This window comes from Kurthia gibsonii (assembly GCF_006539985.1).
Classification (GTDB): domain Bacteria; phylum Bacillota; class Bacilli; order Bacillales_A; family Planococcaceae; genus Kurthia; species Kurthia gibsonii.
The window spans coordinates 1-20058 of record NZ_BJOB01000039.1 but is presented as its reverse complement, the minus strand read 5'-3'; the positions used below and the strand labels follow the sequence as shown (position 1 = coordinate 20058).

At 36.5% G+C, this 20058-nt stretch carries 19 protein-coding genes and 1 other annotated feature; of the genes, 4 read left to right on the top strand and 15 right to left on the bottom strand.

Going from position 1 to position 20058, the window contains the following annotated elements:
* A partial coding sequence (locus tag KGI01_RS10850) for a DNA cytosine methyltransferase (protein ID WP_255314780.1) occupies positions 1-851 on the bottom strand: 851 nt, incomplete at its 3' end.
* A 129-nt stretch (positions 852-980) separates the two neighbouring features.
* Between KGI01_RS10850 and KGI01_RS10845 the strand changes: the two genes are divergently transcribed.
* Positions 981-1730, top strand: coding sequence for a PDDEXK family nuclease (locus KGI01_RS10845; protein ID WP_141274705.1), 750 nt, complete (start codon positions 981-983; stop codon positions 1728-1730).
* Between the two features lie 51 nt (positions 1731-1781).
* On the opposite strand, the gene leuS is transcribed toward KGI01_RS10845, so the two are convergent.
* Positions 1782-4199, bottom strand: coding sequence for a leucine--tRNA ligase (gene leuS / locus KGI01_RS10840; protein WP_141274704.1), 2418 nt, complete (start codon positions 4197-4199; stop codon positions 1782-1784).
* 67 nt (positions 4200-4266) lie between these two features.
* Positions 4267-4472, bottom strand: a binding site (T-box leader).
* A 53-nt stretch (positions 4473-4525) separates the two neighbouring features.
* Positions 4526-5698 carry an MDR family MFS transporter gene (locus KGI01_RS10835; protein ID WP_141274707.1) on the bottom strand — a complete coding sequence of 391 codons (1173 nt, stop codon included), beginning with the start codon at positions 5696-5698 and terminating at the stop codon, positions 4526-4528.
* Between the two features lie 186 nt (positions 5699-5884).
* Here KGI01_RS10835 and KGI01_RS10830 point away from each other — a divergent pair, with 186 nt between their 5' ends.
* Together KGI01_RS10830 and KGI01_RS10825 are read left to right on the top strand one after the other, a co-directional pair.
* A complete protein-coding gene (locus KGI01_RS10830; RefSeq protein WP_141274703.1) occupies positions 5885-6853 on the top strand; it encodes a tRNA modification radical SAM protein MnmL/YtqA in 969 nt (322 codons plus the stop codon).
* Positions 6844-7419 carry a tRNA 5-(aminomethyl)-2-thiouridylate-methyltransferase MnmM gene (locus tag KGI01_RS10825; protein ID WP_141274702.1) on the top strand — a complete coding sequence of 192 codons (576 nt, stop codon included), beginning with the start codon at positions 6844-6846 and terminating at the stop codon, positions 7417-7419. The genes KGI01_RS10830 and KGI01_RS10825 overlap by 10 nt, the downstream gene beginning before the upstream one ends.
* A gap of 48 nt (positions 7420-7467) precedes the next feature.
* Here the strand turns inward: KGI01_RS10825 and KGI01_RS10820 are convergent, their stop codons facing one another.
* The 8 genes from KGI01_RS10820 to KGI01_RS10785 form a co-directional block, all read right to left on the bottom strand.
* Positions 7468-7890, bottom strand: coding sequence for an OsmC family protein (locus KGI01_RS10820; protein ID WP_141274701.1), 423 nt, complete (start codon positions 7888-7890; stop codon positions 7468-7470).
* 11 nt (positions 7891-7901) lie between these two features.
* The gene (locus KGI01_RS10815; RefSeq protein WP_141274700.1) at positions 7902-8651 is read right to left on the bottom strand and encodes an amino acid ABC transporter ATP-binding protein; all 750 of its coding nucleotides are present in this window, start codon (positions 8649-8651) and stop codon (positions 7902-7904) included.
* A gap of 10 nt (positions 8652-8661) precedes the next feature.
* The gene (locus KGI01_RS10810; RefSeq protein WP_068451709.1) at positions 8662-9303 is read right to left on the bottom strand and encodes an amino acid ABC transporter permease; all 642 of its coding nucleotides are present in this window, start codon (positions 9301-9303) and stop codon (positions 8662-8664) included.
* Between the two features lie 18 nt (positions 9304-9321).
* Entirely contained in the window at positions 9322-10128 is an 807-nt protein-coding gene (locus tag KGI01_RS10805; protein ID WP_141274699.1) for a substrate-binding periplasmic protein, read from the bottom strand.
* Positions 10129-10147: 19 nt separating this feature from the next.
* Positions 10148-10762: a TetR/AcrR family transcriptional regulator gene (locus KGI01_RS10800; protein WP_141274698.1), complete on the bottom strand. Its 615-nt coding sequence runs from the start codon at positions 10760-10762 to the stop codon at positions 10148-10150.
* A gap of 160 nt (positions 10763-10922) precedes the next feature.
* Entirely contained in the window at positions 10923-11540 is a 618-nt protein-coding gene (locus tag KGI01_RS10795; RefSeq protein WP_141274697.1) for a MerR family transcriptional regulator, read from the bottom strand.
* A gap of 122 nt (positions 11541-11662) precedes the next feature.
* Positions 11663-13099: an alanine/glycine:cation symporter family protein gene (locus KGI01_RS10790; protein ID WP_141274696.1), complete on the bottom strand. Its 1437-nt coding sequence runs from the start codon at positions 13097-13099 to the stop codon at positions 11663-11665.
* A gap of 298 nt (positions 13100-13397) precedes the next feature.
* Positions 13398-14198: an alpha/beta hydrolase gene (locus KGI01_RS10785; protein ID WP_141274695.1), complete on the bottom strand. Its 801-nt coding sequence runs from the start codon at positions 14196-14198 to the stop codon at positions 13398-13400.
* A 118-nt stretch (positions 14199-14316) separates the two neighbouring features.
* Here KGI01_RS10785 and KGI01_RS10780 point away from each other — a divergent pair, with 118 nt between their 5' ends.
* Positions 14317-14832, top strand: a complete 516-nt coding sequence (locus KGI01_RS10780; protein WP_141274694.1) for a gamma carbonic anhydrase — start codon at positions 14317-14319, stop codon at positions 14830-14832.
* A gap of 180 nt (positions 14833-15012) precedes the next feature.
* Here KGI01_RS10780 and qoxD read toward each other — a convergent pair whose 3' ends face one another.
* From qoxD to qoxA, 4 genes are all read right to left on the bottom strand, one after another.
* Complete coding sequence (gene qoxD, locus KGI01_RS10775; RefSeq protein WP_068451687.1) at positions 15013-15294, bottom strand: cytochrome aa3 quinol oxidase subunit IV; 282 nt, start codon at positions 15292-15294, stop codon at positions 15013-15015.
* A 1-nt stretch (position 15295) separates the two neighbouring features.
* Positions 15296-15898, bottom strand: coding sequence for a cytochrome (ubi)quinol oxidase subunit III (locus tag KGI01_RS10770; protein ID WP_068451683.1), 603 nt, complete (start codon positions 15896-15898; stop codon positions 15296-15298).
* Complete coding sequence (qoxB, locus tag KGI01_RS10765) at positions 15898-17865, bottom strand: cytochrome aa3 quinol oxidase subunit I (protein ID WP_141274706.1); 1968 nt, start codon at positions 17863-17865, stop codon at positions 15898-15900. Before qoxB ends, KGI01_RS10770 begins: the two co-directional genes overlap by 1 nt.
* Before the next feature lie 76 nt (positions 17866-17941).
* A complete protein-coding gene (gene qoxA, locus KGI01_RS10760; protein ID WP_068451680.1) occupies positions 17942-18877 on the bottom strand; it encodes a cytochrome aa3 quinol oxidase subunit II in 936 nt (311 codons plus the stop codon).
* Positions 18878-20058 lie beyond the last annotated feature (1181 nt).

The window sequence follows — 20058 nt, the reverse complement described above, 5'->3', positions numbered from 1 at the left end:
CCCGCCGTATGCTTATATCCAAAATGCTCATCTATTTTCTTTGTAGTCCATTCCGATTTATCTCTCCAATATTTTAGATAATCGCATACCTCAGCTTGGTCAACTTTGTATTTTCTTCCAAAAAATTTATCGTGTACTGATGTAGACGCAATATGATTATATATTTTTTTTCCATCAACTAAAATATATTCATCAGTTTTCCCGTTTTGAATTTCAATGTCTGAAAGAAAACCTATCGCATCTTCAACTGTAATATGAGATGGCTTTTCCGGTTCAAACAATGAAATATTAGTATTTGGAGGCTGATGAGTTGGTTTGGGAAATACATTTTTTATACCTAGTCTATTACCAATAATAATCACTCGTTCTCTTGCTTGAGGTACACCGTAATTCGCAGTGTTAAGTATTTTATAATCTACCTTGTAACCAATTTTTTTAAAGTCCTCAATAATCATCTCAATTACTGCACCGTTCTGCATAGATACTAAACCTTTTACATTCTCTGCAACAAAAAATTTCGGCTTTTTATCATTAATAATTCTTAGCATTTCTAAATATAAGAAATTTCTTTCATCTTCCATACTTCTATTCTTGTTTGCAATACTGAATCCTTGACAAGGGAAACCTCCAATAATTACATCTAGTTCATAGGGCTTTCCAGGAATCTCATTCGAATCTACCTTTGTTATATCAGCCAATTCAATATGTTCTCCTATATTATATTTATAGGTTTCGACCGCATCTTTATTAAAATCACAAGCCCATAATATATCAAAACCTTTATTTTTAAAGCCCAGATCCATCCCACCTGCACCAGAAAATAAAGCAATCATTTTATTATTTCTTTGCACTAAAGTCACCTCAAGTATTTTTTTTTATTATAACATAATTACTTTAAACTTCACACAAGGAAGAACCTACGTTCTACCTTGTGGCAATTTGTTTATAATTGTAAAATATTATATATTATTAATAAAAGGGTGAAGGTTTTGAAAAAAGAGCAAATTGAAGAAATCGAATTAAAATACTTGAATAAATACTACTATTTTTTAAAATTCGCCGAAGATGAGATGTTTCAAGGGTTTAAAACGAAAGCAAAAATCAAAGATGATTGGAAAGGCAAATACGCTGATGGCATAAGTGATTTTGCGGTTGGTGCTGAAAGAATAGTATACTCTCTTTTAAATGGGAAAGGGATTGGACAACCAAACTCTAGTCCTGTTGGCTCTGATTTATTTTTTGAAGTTGAAGATGCTTATATTCATTTGGATATGAAAACTGTAAATATGAACAATATCGGAGATTTTACAACTTCAATTTTCATTGGAGAAAACCAAAACAGTTATAAAGGTACAATTATTAAGTCAGGTGGTAATTCAGAAATCTACGAACCAGCTCTTCCTACTTTTTATAACAAAGGAAAGAAAGATGAAAAAATCTGCTTATCTTATTTTATTACGATATTATACGATAAGGATGATCTTTCGATAAAGGTAATTAGTATCGATTGTATGCCTAACGGAGCACTAGAACCTTTTTATAAAAACAGACCTTTGAAAGCTGGAAAAAACCCAGGAAAGGCTCGATTTAATATCAAAGAAGTTAATAAGTTCGAATTACTACCTAACGAGCCTAGTAGAATAAAAGTTGTATACTATGATGAAAAAATGGATAGTCAAGTAGACAAAAAATTAAAACTTTTTAAAGAAATCTATCAAAAACAATCTTAATTACAGGAAAAACCCCCTCCAATTTCCTTGGAGGGGTTTCCTATATCTCTATTATTTCGCTACAATATTAACTAATTTACCTGGTACAGCAATTAATTTTTTAATTTCTTTACCGTCGATGTGTTCTTGTACGTTTTCATTTTCAAGTGCAGCTTTTTCAAGATCTTCGCGTGAAGCGTCTTTTGCTACAAGTAGTTTCGCACGTACTTTACCGTTGATTTGAACAACGATTTCTACTTCGTCGTCTACTAGTTTTGTTTCATCATATGTTGGCCATTCAGCATATGTGATTGATTCTGTGTGACCTAGTTTCACCCATAATTCTTCTGCAAGGTGTGGTGCGATCGGTGATAACATTTTTACGAAGCCTTCTGCATAAGCTGTTGGTACAACTTCTGCTTTGTAACATTCGTTGATGAATACCATCATTTGTGAGATTGATGTATTGAAACGGATGTTTTCGTTGTTATCTGTTACTTTTTGAACTGTTTGGTTGTACACTTTTTCAAGTGTTGTGTCGTTCGAATCTTGAATCTTATCTGCTAATTCACCTGTTTCCTCATTGATGAATAAACGCCAAATACGATCTAAGAAGCGACGTGCTCCGTCAAGTCCATTTGTAGACCATGGAATCGATGCTTCAAGTGGTCCCATGAACATTTCGTATAAACGAAGTGTATCTGCGCCATGTGATTCGATAATATCATCAGGGTTTACAACATTCCCTTTTGATTTCGACATTTTTTCGTTACCTTCACCAAGAATCATCCCTTGGTTGAATAATTTTTGGAATGGCTCTTTCGTTGGAACAACGCCTAGATCGTATAACACTTTATGCCAGAAACGAGCATATAGTAAGTGAAGTACTGCGTGTTCTTGTCCGCCAATATAGATATCAACTGGTAACCAGCGTTTTAATAGCTCTGGGTCTGCGATTGCTTCTGTATTGTGTGGATCGATATAGCGTAAGAAGTACCATGATGAACCTGCCCATTGTGGCATTGTGTTCGTTTCACGACGACCTTTCATACCTGTTTCAGGGTCTACAACATTTACCCACTCTGCGATATTCGCAAGTGGTGATTCACCTGTACCTGATGGGTGAATATCTTTTGTTTTTGGTAATTCAAGTGGTAGTTGATCTTCTGGAACTGTTGTAATTGAACCATCTTCCCAATGGATAATTGGAATCGGTTCACCCCAGTAACGTTGACGAGAGAATAACCAGTCACGTAAACGATACGTTACTTTCTTCTCACCCACTTTATTTTCTTCCAACCAAGCGATGGCTTTTTGAATGCCTTCTTCTTTACCAAGTCCATTTAAGAAGCCTGAATTAATGTGTGGACCATCTTCTGTGAATGCCGCTTCTTCAATGTTGCCGCCTTCTAATACAGGGATGATTGGTAAGTCGAATTGTTTCGCAAACTCGTAGTCACGCTCATCATGTGCTGGAACAGCCATGATTGCACCTGTACCGTATGAAGCAAGTACATAATCTGCAATCCAAATCGGCACTTCTTGACCGTTAATTGGGTTGATTGCATAAGCACCTGTGAACACACCTGTTTTTTCTTTTGCAAGGTCTGTACGTTCAAGATCTGACTTCATCTTCACTTGATCTAAGTAAGCTTGTACGGCTTCTTTTTGTTCTGGTGTTGTGATGTCTTTTACAAATTCATGTTCTGGTGCTAAAACTGTGTAAGTTGCACCGAATAATGTATCTGGGCGTGTTGTGAATACGCGGAATTGTTTATCTGTTCCTTTAATTTTAAAGTCTACTTCCGCACCTTCAGAACGACCAATCCAGTGACGTTGCATATCTTTAATATTTTCAGGCCAATCTACATCTTCTAAATCGTCAATTAGACGATCTGCATAAGCAGTAATTTTCAGCATCCATTGTTTCATCGGACGGCGTTCTACTGGATGTCCACCACGCTCTGATTTACCATCGATGACTTCTTCATTTGCAAGAACTGTTCCAAGTGCTGGGCACCAGTTTACAGCTACTTCATCAATGTAAGCTAACCCCTTTTTATATAATTGGATGAAAATCCATTGTGTCCATTTGTAGTATGAAGGGTCTGTTGTATTAATTTCGCGATCCCAATCATAACTAAAGCCAAGCTCTTGGATTTGGCGTTTGAACGTTGCAATGTTTTGCGCTGTAAATTCAGCAGGGTCATTCCCTGTATCCAGTGCATATTGCTCTGCTGGTAAACCGAATGCATCCCATCCCATTGGGTGAAGTACGTTGTAACCTTGCATACGTTTGAAGCGAGATAAAATATCTGTCGCTGTATAACCTTCAGGGTGTCCTACGTGTAGACCTGATCCTGATGGATATGGGAACATATCAAGTGCATAAAATTTTGGTTTTGAATCGTCATTTACTGTTTTAAAAGATTGGTGTTCATCCCAATACTTTTGCCACTTCTTCTCAATCTCTTGATGATTAAAGCTCATGTTTTTTCCTCCTTTAATATAAGAACGCATTCACCAATGACGGAAAATAAAAAGTCCCGTCCCTTAAAAAAGGGACGAGACATATAATTCCCGCGGTACCACCCAAATTAGTGAAAACACTCAACTTGAATCCTTATCGCGGATTAACGGCGTAGGTCAATCATTCCTATGCAGACTCCCAAGGCAAGTTCGATTCCATCCGTTATTAGCTCCCACCAACCGCTAACTCTCTAAAAACTTCCGTTATCTACTACTCCTGATCTTCGTCCTATTAGTATAATGCCTTTATTTTATCTGAAAAGCCTTAAAATAACAAGTCCATTTCTTTAACTCGTTACTTTCTTCCTTTTAAGTGGCAAATCGTAGAAGAAGAATGGAATTGCCGCAAGGAATAGAATACCGATTAACACGATAAACGTTACTTGCATACCATAAGCTTGCGCAAGTACACCACCTACAACAGGCCCTAGCATACGCCCAAATGTCGCAAAACCATTAATCAGTCCTTGGAAGAAGCCGTCTTTTCCTTTCGGTGCGAGCACACTTGCCAATGTTGGAACGACTGGCCAGATGAACATTTCACCGAATGTTAGAATGACCATTGCGACAATAAACATTGTGAATGTTTTTGCAAAAATTAATACAACAAACGACACGATGAAAATGGATAAACCAAATAAGATTTGTGCTTTATAACGTCCTTCTAATTTTCGTACAATTGGTGCAATTAATGGCTGACCAAGAACGATTAGGAAACCATTTACAGCCCAAAGTGCACTATATTGGTTTAACGATAAACCGAGATCTTGTGTATAAGTTGAAATCGTTGATACCCATTGTGAGTACACAAGCCATCCAAGTAAGAAGCCGACACCTAAAATACATAGCGCAATAAGTGGTGCACGATTTTTCAGCTCACCTCTAGGTAATGCTGCTGTTGGACCATACGCATCTTCTGTTTGAATTTTTTTGAACTTGAATGCAATGCCTAAGAAAAGAATATACATAATTAAGTTGGCAACAAATAAATAATCAAAACTATAAGAAGCTACAACACCTGCTAATACAGGACCCACTGCTACCCCTAGATTTTGCGCTAAGTAAATTGCATTGAATCCTTTTCGACCACCTTCTGGCCACGCAACACCGACAAGTGCAAACATACTCGGAAACACAATCCCACCGCTAAAACCGATAAGCGCAAGTAGCCATACATATTGCGGCCACCCATGCCAAATCGTTAAAAGTGCGAGACCCACAATCGTCAAAATAATACCAAATAAAATCGTTTTATAACCGCCTATTTTATCAAATAAATAGCCGCCGAGTAGATTCCCTACTACGCCAGCTGCTGCATTTAACATTAATACAAGTCCTGCTACTGTTAAACTTTGACCGAGGTGGTCATGCAGATAAATTGTATTCATTGGCCATAAAAAAGAGTTACCTGTCGTATTTACAAGCATTCCGATTACTAAAAGCCAAACTGTTTTTGGCATTTTCATGCATAAACCCCCTCCTCTAATCTCAAAATGAGATGATATCTATCTCGTAATATTAAAGGAGAAATCATCCCGATACAACCCCAAATATTCCGATTTCCGAAAAATATTTTAACAAACACTTTTTAGCATATCGAAAGCATTTCATGTTAAAATAAATCGTTAGAGGAGATGACAGAAACAATGACAGAAAATCAATTTCCTTTCCCTTCAGATGGAAAGAGATATTATACATGGAACCGCTACTTACGCAATGAGTTCGGTTCAAAAGTATTCAAAGTAGCACTTGATGCTGGGTTCGATTGTCCAAACAGAGATGGCACTGTAGCATTCGGCGGTTGTACATTCTGTTCAGCTGCTGGTTCAGGTGACTTTGCAGGTGATCGTGTAGATCCAATCGACGTACAATTTGCTAAAATCAAAGAAAAGATGGAGCATAAGTGGAAGGGCGGCAAAACGATGGCCTATTTCCAAGCTTATACGAATACACATGCCCCACTTCCTGTATTAAAAGAAAAATTTGAAGCAGCGCTTGCGTGTGAAGGTGTTGTCGGTCTAAGTATCGCAACGCGTCCAGACTGTTTACCAGATGATGTTGTTGAATATTTAGCCGAGTTAAACCAACGTACTTATTTATGGGTAGAATTAGGTTTACAAACAGTACATGAAAAAACAGCGAATTTAATTAATCGCGCGCATGACTATCAAACATACGTTGAAGGTGTTCATAAACTGCGTAAACATGGTATTCGTATTTGCACACATATCATTAACGGTCTCCCTCTTGAAGACTACGATATGATGATGGAAACAGCACGTGAAGTAGCCAAACTAGATGTACAAGGCATTAAAATTCACTTGCTTCATTTATTAAAAGGAACACCACTTGTCAAACAATACGAAAAAGGCCAATTGGAATTAATGGATCAAGATGCCTATACGCAACTTGTTGCAGACCAATTAGAAGTCATTCCACCAAGCATGGTCGTACAGCGTATTACAGGTGATGGACCGATTGATTTAATGATTGGACCAATGTGGTCAGTGAATAAATGGGAAGTATTAAACGGTATTGATGCAGAACTTGCAAAACGTGATAGCTGGCAAGGTAAGCACTATGTACCTGCGGAGATGACGTCTTCATGCGATTAGAACGTGTTTTACAATATGCTAAAACTCTATTAAGAGATACAATCGAAATCGGTGATACAGTTGTCGATGCCACTGCTGGTAATGGGCATGATACATTATTCTTAGCTGAACTTGTTGGCGACACAGGTCGCGTCTATGCATTTGATGTACAGCAACAAGCTGTTGATGCGACAATGAGTCGTCTTGCGGAAGCTGGTGTACAAGCAAGATGTGAAGTCATTCTTGATGGACATGAACAAGTAGCCAACTATGTATCAACACCGATTAAAGCAGCTGTTTTTAATCTTGGTTATTTACCCGGTACAGCGCATGATGTGATTACAAAACCTTCTACGACGGTGGCAGCACTTGAATCATTGCTTCAACAACTCGTTGTAGGCGGTATGATTGTCTTAGTCATTTACTATGGACATGAAGGTGGTAAAGAAGAACGTGACCGCTTACTCGATTACGCCGCTTCTCTCCCTCAAAAACAAGTCCATGTACTGCGCTATGAATTCATCAATCAACAAAATGACCCACCATTCGTTATCGCACTTGAAAAAGTAAAAGAATTCCCTAAATAAAAAGGAGGCATTCACTCAATTGAGTGATGCCTCTTTCTATTTATCTGTTTATACTTCTTCGACTTGTTCACCATTTAAAATAAGTGAATGTGTAATTTCTGCTTTTAATGAAGCAGAAACCGCACAATATTTTTCTTCACCTAATTTAATCGCACGCCACACTTTTTTAGCTGTAATATCACCATCAACTGTGAACGTAATATGCGCTTTTGTAAAGGCAGTTGGCATTTCCTCTTTACGTTCGCCATCAACTGTAATATCTAATTTTGTAATTTGGTCTAAATGCGGTTTTAAAATCATCGTCACATCAATACCAATACATCCTGCTAAAGCACTCAATAACATCTCTGTTGGTGTTGGTGCAGATGAATTGCCACCATATTTTTCAGTGGCATCCATTAACATTGGAAATCCTGAATCGCCTTTTGCTTCAAAAGCACGTCCACCTTGCCAGGTTGCTTGAATTCTCATTTCTATTCCTCCTAAAATTCGTTTACTTTACGAATAAATTGTTGTGCACGTGCTGTTGTGGGTTTCGCAAAGAACGCTTTTGGATCTTTTGAATCTTCTACAATTCGACCATCTGCCATAAAGACAATACGATCGGCAACATCACGCGCGAAATTCATCTCATGCGTCACAATCACCATCGTCATGCCGTCTTCAGCAAGATTCTTCATAACACGTAGTACATCGCCTACTAATTCAGGGTCTAATGCTGACGTAGGTTCATCAAATAACATCAATTGTGGTTCCATCGCAAGTGCACGCGCAATCGCAACTCGTTGTTGTTGACCACCCGATAATTGCGAAGGATAGTTATCTAATTTCTCAAGTAACCCGACTTTGTCGAGTAAACGCTCTGCACGTACTTGTGCTTCTTCTTTTTTTAATTTTTTTACAACAATTAAAGATTCCATCACATTTTCGATGACCGTCTTATGCGGATATAAGTTGAACTGTTGAAATACCATTCCCGTCTCTTGACGAATCCCATAAATCATTTGCTTTAACTCTTTTTTATTCATATTGGCTTCAATCGTATGTTGACCGACTGTAATTTTACCTTCTGTTAAAATTTCTAGACCATTCAAACAGCGTAAAAATGTACTTTTCCCAGAACCTGAAGGCCCAATTACTGCGACTACTTGATGCGCTGGAATTGTAATCGATAAATCATGTAATACTTCTAGTTCATCAAATTTTTTTGATAAATGTTCTACTGTAATCATATGGACACTCCTAATAAACGGATAAACGTTTTTCAACTCGGTTTAAAATGAATGTGAAGAACACACTCATCGCCCAATACATTAAAGCAATCATAATGTAAAACGGCATATATACATAATATTGCGCGACTAATAACTGAGCCGCGCGCATTAATTCCGTTACAGCAATTGCTGATACAAGCGATGTTTCTTTTAACATACCGACGAATGTATTCCCAATTGGTGGAATAGCGTAGCGAACTGCTTGTGGAATAATAATACGCTTCATCGCCTGTCCTTCTGTCATACCTGATGCAACCGCTGCCTCTAATTGTCCTTTTGGTACAGATTGTAAAGCACCTCGGAAAGCTTCTGCGATATACGCTGCAATATTAATACTTAACGCGATACAAGCTGCTACAATGGATGGTAATTCAATACCATAGTCACTCAATCCATAATAAACAATGAAAATTTGAACAAGCGGTGGTGTACCTCGAATAATCGAGACATAGAATCGTGCAATATTACGTAAAAATGTATTGCCTTTTACACGCATGATGGCAATGATTAAACCTAAAATTAAACCAAAAAACATTGAAACAACGGTAATCAATAATGTATAGTAGGCACCTTGTAAAAGGAAACGCCAATTATCTAGTACGAGCTCCATATTTAGTCCCTACCTTACTTATTTTGTATATTCTGCTGGTGGTTCTTCGTTAAACCATTTTTTATAAATTTTTGTGTATGTTCCGTCTTTCTCCATATCATTTAACGCTTTATTTAATTGATCCACTAGCTCTGTTTGACCTTTTTTCACTGCGATACCAGCTTTATCTGATTTTAAAGCTTCACCAACAGCTTTAATTTTGTAGCCATTTTCTTCAACAATCGGTTTTAAAGCAAATACGTTATTAATCGTTGCATCAATACGTCCAACATTTAAATCTTTTAATGTTGTGATAACATCGTCATACGTATTAATTTTGAATTTACCTACTTTTTTCATTAAGTCATTACGAAGATATGCTTCATCGTTTGTACCTAAACCTACACCGATTGTTTTTCCTTTGAAGTCTTCTGCTGATTTAATCGTTGTATTATCATCTTTTACGATAGCCTTTACTTCATTTGTGATATATGGCTCTGTAAAATCAACTTGTTTTTTACGATCATCTGTAATCGTTACTTGGCTTACTAACATATCGAACTTCCCTTTTTGTAAACCCGGAATCAATCCTGAAAAATCTTGTGCGACAAACTTCGCTTTTTTATCTAAACGTTTTGCAACTTCCTTTGCAATGTCAACATCAAAACCTGTATATTGCTTATCTTTGTCTAAGTAGTTATAAGGTGCATATGTCCCCATAATCCCTACTGTTAATTCTTCTTTTTTCGATACATCGTTTTTACTCGTATCTTCTTTCGAACCACAAGCTCCTAGTACTAATGCAGATGCTGCTACAAGTGATGCTAACCAACCTAATTTTTTCATCTATAATTCCTCCCTTTTTTTAAACACCAAAAATGCCAAAAAACTCAAAGTGAACAGTCTGTTGAACGAGTTCCTCTAACGTTAACTCTTGAAATGCTGCTTCATGATCCACCCAACGACTTAGTACACCTTCAATTAAACTCATAATAAAAACCGCTAATACTTTTGGATTTTTATGTTCTGCTACCATATGAAATTTTTGTGCTTGTTGAATGTTATGCACAAAAGCTTCTTCCATATTCTTTTTAATGTGTAAAATTTGTTTTTGTAATAATTCTTCTGATGATAAGCCTTTAAAAAGTAACATTGTAAAAAAGCGATTTTCTTCTGCAAAGTGAAATAATGCTTCAAATAATCGAGTAGATGAATTCACTGACTGTTCTACTGGAACTCGTGTATTTTGAAAACCGAGTGAAATCATTTGTAATATTTGCTGATTCCCTCTTTCTAAAATATAGAGCGCGATTTCTTCTTTACTTTTAAAGTGCCAATAGAATGTACCTTGTGATACACCTGCTAATGCAACTATGTCTGAGATTTTCGTCTTCGTATAACCAACTGTTGCGAATTGTTCTAATGCAATCTCAATTAATTGCTGTTTTCTTTCTTCTCTCGTAATTCGCTTTGTCATCATCACCAATCCCCTAACTGATTCATCAGTCAATTAATTCCTATGGAAATACTACAATTTATATAATCTCGAATTGCAACTATTTATTCCGATAAATTTAATAAGATTTTAATGTAGTCAAAATAACCCACGAGATTCCTTTAAAATCTCGTGGGTTATTTTTTCATTTTCTTTTAAATAAACCTTTCATAAAGCCAGTTGGCTCTGGTTCAATCTCTTGCACTTCTTCTTTCAATTTTTGAACGGTTAATTTATTTAACACCGACATGATTGCACTATTTTGTGATTCAACACGGTCCAACTGGCGTTTATAATCCACTTTTGGCTCTTCTAATTGATGCTTCATCATACTCATTTCTTCTTTTAACCATTCATTTTGTTGATGTTGCATTTGTATAAGTTGTAGCAATTGTGCATTTTGTGCCTCAATCCCTTGAATATGATCTGCCAGTAATTCCATTGTTTTTGTTAAATCATCGTATTTTTCAACAACTTGTGTATTATACTCTCTTTTAGCAGGCAACATCTCTGCATCTTGTACAACGGTTTCATTCCCAATCACCACAGCAGCTGCTTCTTTTAATGTCATTCCCTTTTCTTGATGCAACTGTTTATAATTTTGAAAAACATGTACATCTTCTTCCGTAAATAACCGATAATTTCGATGATCACGCTTTACATGGTAACCACTATTTTCTAATATTGAAATATAATGCTTGAGTGAAGATTTCGTTACGCCAACTTGTATAGCGAACTCAGCAGTACCGAACATTTTTTCCATAATAATCAAATCCCTTCTTTCTTTACAAAACTATTTCTATTCTCTCAAAAATTATATTAAAATACTATGATTACACAATAAAAAAAGAGAGACGATTACGTAAATCGTCCCTCGATCATTATTTATTTCTCCCAGAAAGTCGCATTTTTAATCCCGACTTTTCGTGGATCAAATACTGGGTCTAACCCTATACGTTTTTGCTGTTCATAATCTTTCAAGGCAAGAATGGTCGGTTTTGCCATAAACAGAATCGCAATGACGTTCACCCACACCATAATGCCTAAACCAATATCTCCAAGCACCCAAGCTGCGGCTGCTGGTCGTACAGCGCCAAAATAAGTAGCTAAAAGAATAACAATCTGAACAATACGTACACCAATCTTTTGTTTTTTTCCATCAAATAAATACGCCACATTCGTTTCGGCAATATAATAGTAAGCCATCGTTGTTGTAAAGGCAAAGAAGAATAGAGCAAAAGCTACGAAGATTGTCCCAAAACCTGCTATTGGGAATGCTGCATCTACAGCATGTTGTGTGAAAGCTGTTCCTGCTTCTACACTTGGTAGATGTTCTACAATGAACGGTCCCTTACCATCGTCTTCTTGTACATTGTACATACCTGTGAATAAGATCATAAAGGCTGTTGCTGTACATACTAAGAATGTATCCAAGTAAACTGAAGCGGCTTGTACTAAACCTTGTTTTACAGGATGAGATACTTCTGCTGCTGCTGCCGAATGTGGCCCTGTACCTTGTCCGGCTTCATTCGCATAAATCCCACGTTTTACACCCCAAGCAATAGCAGCCCCTACCATCCCGCTAAACATTTGCTCTGCGCCAAAAGCACTTTTAAAAATTAGAGCGAAAATATGCGGCACTTCTGAAATATTCATTGCAATGATAATTGCGGCTACTAAAATATATGCAATCGCCATAAAAGGAACAATGATTGAAGCGGCTGTTGCAATTCGTTTTACGCCGCCAATAATAATTGCACCTAAAATAACACAGACTACTAAACCAGAAACCCATTTTGGTAACTCAAATGCATTGTACATCGCATCTGCAATCGCATTTGCTTGAACGGTTGGTTGTAAAAATGACATAGCGATTAATGCCGCAATCGCAAAAATCATGCCTAGCCAACGTTTGCCTGTGAACTTATGTATGTAAAAAGCAGGGCCACCACGATAAACGCCATTTTTCTCTTCTTTATAAATTTGAGCGAGTGTTGATTCAACGTAAGCTGTTGCTGAACCAATGAAAGCAATTGCCCACATCCAAAAGATTGCACCCGGTCCGCCGAAGGCAATCGCTGTTGCTGTCCCAGCAATATTCCCCGTTCCAATTCGCCCTGATAACGCCATCGTCATCGCTTGGAATGATGAAACACCTGCATCTGACTTTTTGCCTGTGAAAATTTGACCGAACATATCTTTTAAGAATCGAACTTGTACTCCTCTAGTTCTCACAGTAAATATAAGTCCCACGATGAGAATACCGTAAATCATCCAAGGACCCCAGAGTAGTTCATAGATGGTATTAATGATTGCTTCCATGTAAATCCTCCTAAATACGAACATTTAAAACATCAAATACATCAAATATACGCTTTTATTAATTACTATATTATTCTATTATATAAAAGTATTATGTCTTTTTAAAGAGATAATTCTACATTTTTTCGCTCACTCATACATTTTTCCTCTAATTGTATTTTCAGAGAATACAATTAAGTCATTTATAAGCCTTTATTTTATATGTTTTTTATATATTTTATATTTTTGTATTTCTAGAGTAAACTACAGAAAAAAGAAAAGGAATCATGTCACTTATAAAACGTGACATAATCCCTTTTTAAACGATATATCCTATTGTTCGTAGTCTGTTTAAAATAAAATCTTCTGTATATTGATAAATCAAATCACGTTCTGGTTCTTGGAACAAATCATGATAACAGTTCGCCCACTCTTTATAAGCATACTCAGATAATTTCTGTTTCTCCAACCATTGACGATTGTATTGAATATCAATAATTTTATCGCTCTTTCCATTCATCATTAAGACAGGTATGTCTTTAAAGTGATTTTCTAATTGATAAATGGCTTTCATAAACTGTTGAACATCATGGTACCAACGAATTGTTACATTAGAGTTGTAATAAGGGTCTCGTCCCATTTCTGTATAAAACTCATAACTACGTGACAAAAGCTTCGTATTCATCTCATGATGCATTTTAAAGCTCCCTGCAATCTTACTAAATCCTTTTAAGGCTGCAGCGAATTTTGATGGTTGATGCTGTAAATGTAGCCAAGGTGATGTCAAGATGGCTCCTGCAATCTCATATTTAAATTCACCTACTGCGTACATCGCTAATGTTGCCCCAAGACCATGCCCTAAAATAAATAATGGTAAGTTATATTGTGTCGCTTCATAAATCATTAACTTTATATATTTTTCATATTGTTTTAAATATTCATCATGGGCGGATTTCACTTTACTTTCTTCACCATGCCCAGGTAAGTCCCCTGTGATCACATGAAAACCTGCTACACGAAATTTTTCAATTAACCATGCGTATCTTCTATGATGTTCATACGCACTATGTACGATTACAATAACTGCTTTTGCATGTCCGTCTGCTTCCCATTTCCACATAAACTTCTCTCCTTCATAGTACTCATTCTTATTGTAACGCATTCCTCTACTTTTTCGTTCCATAAATCCAGGATGTTTGATACGATTATGTTACAGTTCAAAGGAAAGAGGGATGAATATGTTATACCCATACAAGGGAAAAGAACCAAAAATTGATCCGACTGCTTTCATCGGTGATAATGTTGTTATTACAGGTGATGTGACAGTTGGAGAAGGTTCATCTATTTTTTATAATACTGTGATTCGTGGTGACGTGTCACCTACAATCATTGGAAAAAAGGTAAATATTCAAGATTTATGCTGTTTACATCAAAGTCCAGCTCATCCATTAATTATTGAAGACGAAGCTTCAATTGGACATCAAGTAACACTTCACAGCTGCCATATTAAAAAAGGAGCTTTGATTGGTATGGCTTCGATTGTTTTAGATGGTGCTGAAATCGGCGAAGGTGCTTTTATCGGTGCTGGTAGTCTTGTAACACAAGGTAAGGTGATCCCACCGAATACACTTGCATTTGGTCGCCCTGCGAAGGTTGTACGTGAATTAAATGAAGAGGATAAAAAAGATATGCAGCGCATTTTAAACGAATATTACGACAAAGGACAATATTATAAATCTGTTCAAAAGAAATAATCTTAGTATTTTTATACCCTTCACTTCTTTTTTTTAACATTTAAAATATTATTTCCTAAAAAAACTAAAAGAAGGTGCTTCTCTTAAACTAGCATCTTCTTTTTCTTATTTATACTATCAAAAGAAAAAACCAGCCTTCCTAGGGGGATACCCGAAAGGCTGGTTTTATTCTTCTGTAAATTAGTATCCCCAGATCATAGCGAATAATGAACCGAATACTGTTACTAAACCAATAACTACTGAATATAGTGTAATGACGTAAATTGAACCTTTATCGTCTGTTTCACCAATATGCATGAATAGTACTAGTTGTAATGAAGCTTGAGCAAGTGCTGTTACCCAAAGAATAACTAAACCTGCTGTTAATGATACATCAAACTGCACAACGGACAATGCAGCGATTGTTAAAATGATTGATCCAATAAACCCAAGGACATGTTCTTTTGGAAATAATTGTGCCATTTTACATCATTCCTTTCAAGTAAATAAAGCTGAATAGGAAGATCCAAACAACATCTAGGAAGTGCCAGTATAAAGAGAAGATAAACGCTTTATTGGCAGTACGCTTATTAATACCGTGCTTAGCAACTTGAATAATAATCGCAATTCCCCATAGTAAACCAAACGATACGTGGGCACCGTGAGTACCTAGTAAAGTCATTAAACTTGAAGTAAATGCACTTGTTTGAATCGTAGCATCTTCGTGATAGATATAAGTGATAAACTCATCTACCTCTACCGCGATGAATCCTGCACCAAGAATTAATGTAATGATGTAGAACACGATCATTGGTTTAACACGGCCTAAACGCATTGCGTGAACACCTAAACCAATTGTGAAACTAGATGTTAAAAGTAAGAATGTTTCTAGAATTACTGGTGGTAATTCAAAAAGGTCAACGCCTGTTGGACCTGAACCTGTACGGTCAACTAATGTGAAATACGCTGTGAATAAAGTTGCGAAAAGAACAATTTCTGCGCCTAAGAATACCCAGAAACCGAAGATTTTCAAATCATTTTCTTCACCTTGGTACTCCAATGGCACTGAATTATTATGTTTTGACATTATCGGTCACCTCTCAATTGACGCTCTGTTTCTTTTAGCTTACGCTCTGTTTCTTCGATTTCTTCAACATGGATATGACGACCATTATCAATTTCAAATGAACGGTAAGCCATGAATAGTAGTGTCACAATACCTAAGATAATTGCGATACCAATTTCGTTGAATACAAAGAAGAATGATGCTAATCCCATAACAACTGATTGCCAGAATGGCGCTGCAGAGTCATTAGGCATATGAATATCTTTAATTTCGCCTGCTTGTAAATCGCGGCCTTCTTTTTTAGCAAACCAGAATTCATCAAGACGAGAAATTTTTGGAATAACTGCGAAGTTATACTCAGGAACTGGAGAGTGAGTAGCCCATTCAAGTGAACGACCATCCCATGGATCGCCAGTAACTTTTAATTCTTCTCTGTGACGAACACTGTAGTAGATGTTGTAGCAAAGCGCTAAGAAACCAAGAGCTAATACTAATGCACCAATGAATGAAATCATGTTTAATGTACCATAGCCAGTTTCAGCTGAGTACGTGTACATTCGACGAGCGTAACCATCTAAACCTAAGATGAACATAGGGAAGAATGTTACGTTGAAACCAATTGCGATTAACCAGAAACCAACTTTACCGATTGAATCTTTAAGTTGGAAACCGAAGATTTTAGACCACCAGAAGTGGTAACCAGCTAGTACACCAAATACTGTACCAGGAATTAATACATAGTGGAAGTGAGCAACTAAGAATAATGTATTGTGATATTGATAGTCAGCACTTGCCATTGCTAGCATTACCCCTGTAACCCCACCGATAGTGAAGATTGGAATAAAGCCTAGAGCATATAACATTGGTGTCGTAAATGTAATACGACCATGACGCATTGTTAATAACCAGTTGAAAATCTTAACCCCAGTTGGAACTGCGATTAACATTGTAGTGATTGAGAATACGCCGTTTACTGCTACGTTTTGACCCATTGTGTAGAAATGGTGAGCCCATACTAAGAATGATAGTAACGAGATGATGATCATAGAAGCAACCATCGAACCATAACCGAATAAGTTTTTACGAGCAAATGTAGAGATTACCTCACTGAATACACCGAACGCTGGAAGAATTACGATGTATACCTCTGGATGTCCCCATACCCAGAAGATGTTCGCCCAAAGCATGTCCATACCGCCATCTTCTGTAGCGAAGAATTTAGTACCGAACTGGCGATCCATTGTCATCATTACAAGTGCTACTGTTAACACTGGGAATGCAAATACGATGATAATGTTTGCGATAAATGATGACCAAGTGAACATTGGAACTTTCATCCATGTCATACCTGGAGCACGCATTTTCACGATTGTTGTTACAAAGTTAATCCCTGTCATTAATGTACCTAGACCCGAGATTTGTAGTGACCAAGCATAATAGTTATTGTTTACGCCTGGGTTAAATTCAATACCTGCAAGTGGGAAATATGACGTCCAACCTGCGTTTGGAGATCCACCAATGATGAATGAAACGTTAATTAACACTGCACCCATTGCGAATAACCAGAAAGATAATGCGTTAAGACGTGGGAATGCTACGTCGCGCGCACCAATTTGTAGTGGAATAACTACGTTGAACAAACCAAATAAGAATGGCATTGCTACGAAGATAATCATTAACACACCATGTGTACTGAAAATCTCATTGTAGTGTTCAGAGTTTAATAATTTATTATCCGGAACAGCAGTTTGAGCACGCATTAATAACGCCTCAACCCCACCTTTGAATAACATTAGTAATGCTACGAAAATGTACATTACACCGATTTTTTTATGGTCTACTGTCTTTACGTAGTTAGTATATAACCAACCCCATAACTTGAAATATGTTAGACCTGCAACTACTGCGATTACACCAACTAAAATACCGATCGCCGTACCCATGATCAGTGGTTCTTTAAGCGGTGCAAATACTTCACTCATTGTCATTTTGGTAAACAATTTGGTTAACTCCTTTCATACATCTACTATTTAGTAAATAACATGTTGTATCAATGTAATCGGATTATTCACCGATATCGTCCATTTCTTCCATGTCGTGAGAATCTAAATCTAAATTACCATTTTGAGCTTTTTTAGATTCATTATATTTCTCAGCATCCATCATCTTAGAGTGATCCATAGGTGGTGAAGAGAAACCTAAATGAGTAGAAGAGAAGCTCTTACGTCCAACAACACTTGCTTTAAGTAAGTTACTGAACTCTTTTTCTGTTAATTTTGGTTCATTTGCTTTTACATCTTTAACCCACTGATCGAATTCACCTTGTTTTTGAGCAGTGATTTCGAATTGCATTGCCTCGAATCCTTCACCGTTGAAGTTCGAGTTACGACCCCAATAGTCTCCCTCGTGGTCTGCTGCTAAATGGATTGTTGTTAACATGTCTGTCATCGCATATTTCTGACCAGCTAATTGTGGAACCCAGAAACTTGTGATTGTACCATATGAGTATAAACGGAACTCAATTGGACGATCTGTTGGAATATGTGCATAGTTTACAGTTTCAATTCCTTCTTCAGGATAACTGAAATGCCATTTCCATTGTGATGATGACGCATAAATTACTAGAGGTTTCTTGTCTCCGTAACCTTCTGGTTTACTTTCTACATCCTTTAATGTGATGATTGTTACAACTGATAAGAAAGCAACTGTTAGGATTGGAATAACTGTCCAGAAAATTTCTAGTTTGTGGTTACCTGCTTCGTGTGGTGGCTCATAGTCCGCCGCTTGTTTTCCAGCACGGTATTTAACTAACATATTGATTAATAAAACATAGACAACTGCTAATACACATAACATTGTCCCGATAGAGATCCAGATCGTGTTCGATAATGTTTGTGCGTTAGGTCCTTTTGGATTTAGTACCATTAATGGTTCACATCCAGATAAAAACACTGCTAACAAACCTGCAACGATTGGCATAATTAACACTTTTTTACTCATGTTGTACTCCCTTCTAAAACAACCTTCTTTTAATTTAAGTGCAGAATGTTGAATGGATATTGAAGTGTTTCCCCCTAACCTATTCTATGTAGAATAAGCAAGTTTATGAACTGCTGAGATGATTGAACATTTTTTACTCTTATTCGTCTTAATCATTGAGTCGTTCTAATTTCTTTTATAATTGCTATAGAACGAAAATACGTTAAACTAAAACGATTGTTAAGACGAAGTATAAGACGAGTAAAGCAACCCAAGCTCTCTAACCCTCTTCTTACACTAAGAAGCATTCAACCTTCTTTTCAATTCAAATGAATTATAAACCTAATATCTACCGAAAAGAATAAAAATATCTATAATTTCACATTTTCTTTGAAAGTTTTTGAACGTTCTGTGGACGACTTCTATTTATAGCAACTTTCAAGTATTTCTTAGTTACTTTAGAACTGTATAATTACCTTTTAATAACTTAATTAGTTTTCATAAACCAATATTTCTTTTGCAACTTTTTATAAATTCTAGAATACACTGCAAAAATAGGTCGTTCTTACACGAAAAACTCTTGAAAATGGAAAAAGCCACAAACAAACGACATAAACCTTACAAAAACAAAGTCTATTCGTTTGAATTGTAAATCTTTTCGATTGAAGGAGTTTACTCATATATTATATAGGAAAAACTTCTTACCCATTATAACATTGTTCTTCTTTTCTTCAATACTCAATTCTAAATTCAACGTCTTCTAAAATAGTCTGTAAAATCTGGCTTTTAAATAGAGTTTCTTCTATTTAAATAGTACATATGCTACTATACGTATTTTTCTTATTCACCCCTCTCTTTTTATACGCATATAAAATATCAGACCATACCTCCTTATTTATTTTTTACCATCTCTATTATTTTCCCTTATTCCATAATTTTACTCGTTAAATATAGAGAAATTTTCATATAAATCATTAAAAAGAACCTAGGACAGAACAAAATAATATGTCTCAATACGAATGATCAAATCAATTGAACGCGTAAAAATGACTCCTGAGGGAATAGCGTGAGCTGAAAACCCGACAGGAACGTAGTGACGAGGAGTTTGAAGCCATACCCGAGCGCTACGTAATATCGTGGGGCAAGATTTGCAACAGGACGTTGCGTTCTTTTCTCGCCTACCTCTATTCGTTTTCCGAAGC

Excerpts from the sequence above, each read along its gene's own strand:
- KGI01_RS10820 (WP_141274701.1), bottom strand. The coding sequence starts at position 7,890 with ATGAGAATTCAAGCAACCTGGCAAGGTGGACGTGCTTTTGAAGCAAAA.
- KGI01_RS10815 (WP_141274700.1), bottom strand. The coding sequence starts at position 8,651 with ATGATTACAGTAGAACATTTATCAAAAAAATTTGATGAACTAGAAGTA.
- qoxD (WP_068451687.1), bottom strand. The coding sequence starts at position 15,294 with ATGGCACAATTATTTCCAAAAGAACATGTCCTTGGGTTTATTGGATCA.
- KGI01_RS10835 (WP_141274707.1), bottom strand. The coding sequence starts at position 5,698 with ATGCCAAAAACAGTTTGGCTTTTAGTAATCGGAATGCTTGTAAATACG.
- qoxB (WP_141274706.1), bottom strand. The coding sequence starts at position 17,865 with ATGACAATGAGTGAAGTATTTGCACCGCTTAAAGAACCACTGATCATG.
- KGI01_RS10830 (WP_141274703.1), top strand. The coding sequence starts at position 5,885 with ATGACAGAAAATCAATTTCCTTTCCCTTCAGATGGAAAGAGATATTAT.
- KGI01_RS10810 (WP_068451709.1), bottom strand. The coding sequence starts at position 9,303 with ATGGAGCTCGTACTAGATAATTGGCGTTTCCTTTTACAAGGTGCCTAC.
- KGI01_RS10785 (WP_141274695.1), bottom strand. The coding sequence starts at position 14,198 with ATGTGGAAATGGGAAGCAGACGGACATGCAAAAGCAGTTATTGTAATC.
- KGI01_RS10795 (WP_141274697.1), bottom strand. The coding sequence starts at position 11,540 with ATGGAAAAAATGTTCGGTACTGCTGAGTTCGCTATACAAGTTGGCGTA.
- KGI01_RS10825 (WP_141274702.1), top strand. The coding sequence starts at position 6,844 with ATGCGATTAGAACGTGTTTTACAATATGCTAAAACTCTATTAAGAGAT.
- KGI01_RS10780 (WP_141274694.1), top strand. The coding sequence starts at position 14,317 with ATGTTATACCCATACAAGGGAAAAGAACCAAAAATTGATCCGACTGCT.
- leuS (WP_141274704.1), bottom strand. The coding sequence starts at position 4,199 with ATGAGCTTTAATCATCAAGAGATTGAGAAGAAGTGGCAAAAGTATTGG.
- KGI01_RS10805 (WP_141274699.1), bottom strand. The coding sequence starts at position 10,128 with ATGAAAAAATTAGGTTGGTTAGCATCACTTGTAGCAGCATCTGCATTA.
- qoxA (WP_068451680.1), bottom strand. The coding sequence starts at position 18,877 with ATGAGTAAAAAAGTGTTAATTATGCCAATCGTTGCAGGTTTGTTAGCA.
- KGI01_RS10800 (WP_141274698.1), bottom strand. The coding sequence starts at position 10,762 with ATGATGACAAAGCGAATTACGAGAGAAGAAAGAAAACAGCAATTAATT.
- KGI01_RS10790 (WP_141274696.1), bottom strand. The coding sequence starts at position 13,099 with ATGGAAGCAATCATTAATACCATCTATGAACTACTCTGGGGTCCTTGG.
- KGI01_RS10770 (WP_068451683.1), bottom strand. The coding sequence starts at position 15,898 with ATGTCAAAACATAATAATTCAGTGCCATTGGAGTACCAAGGTGAAGAA.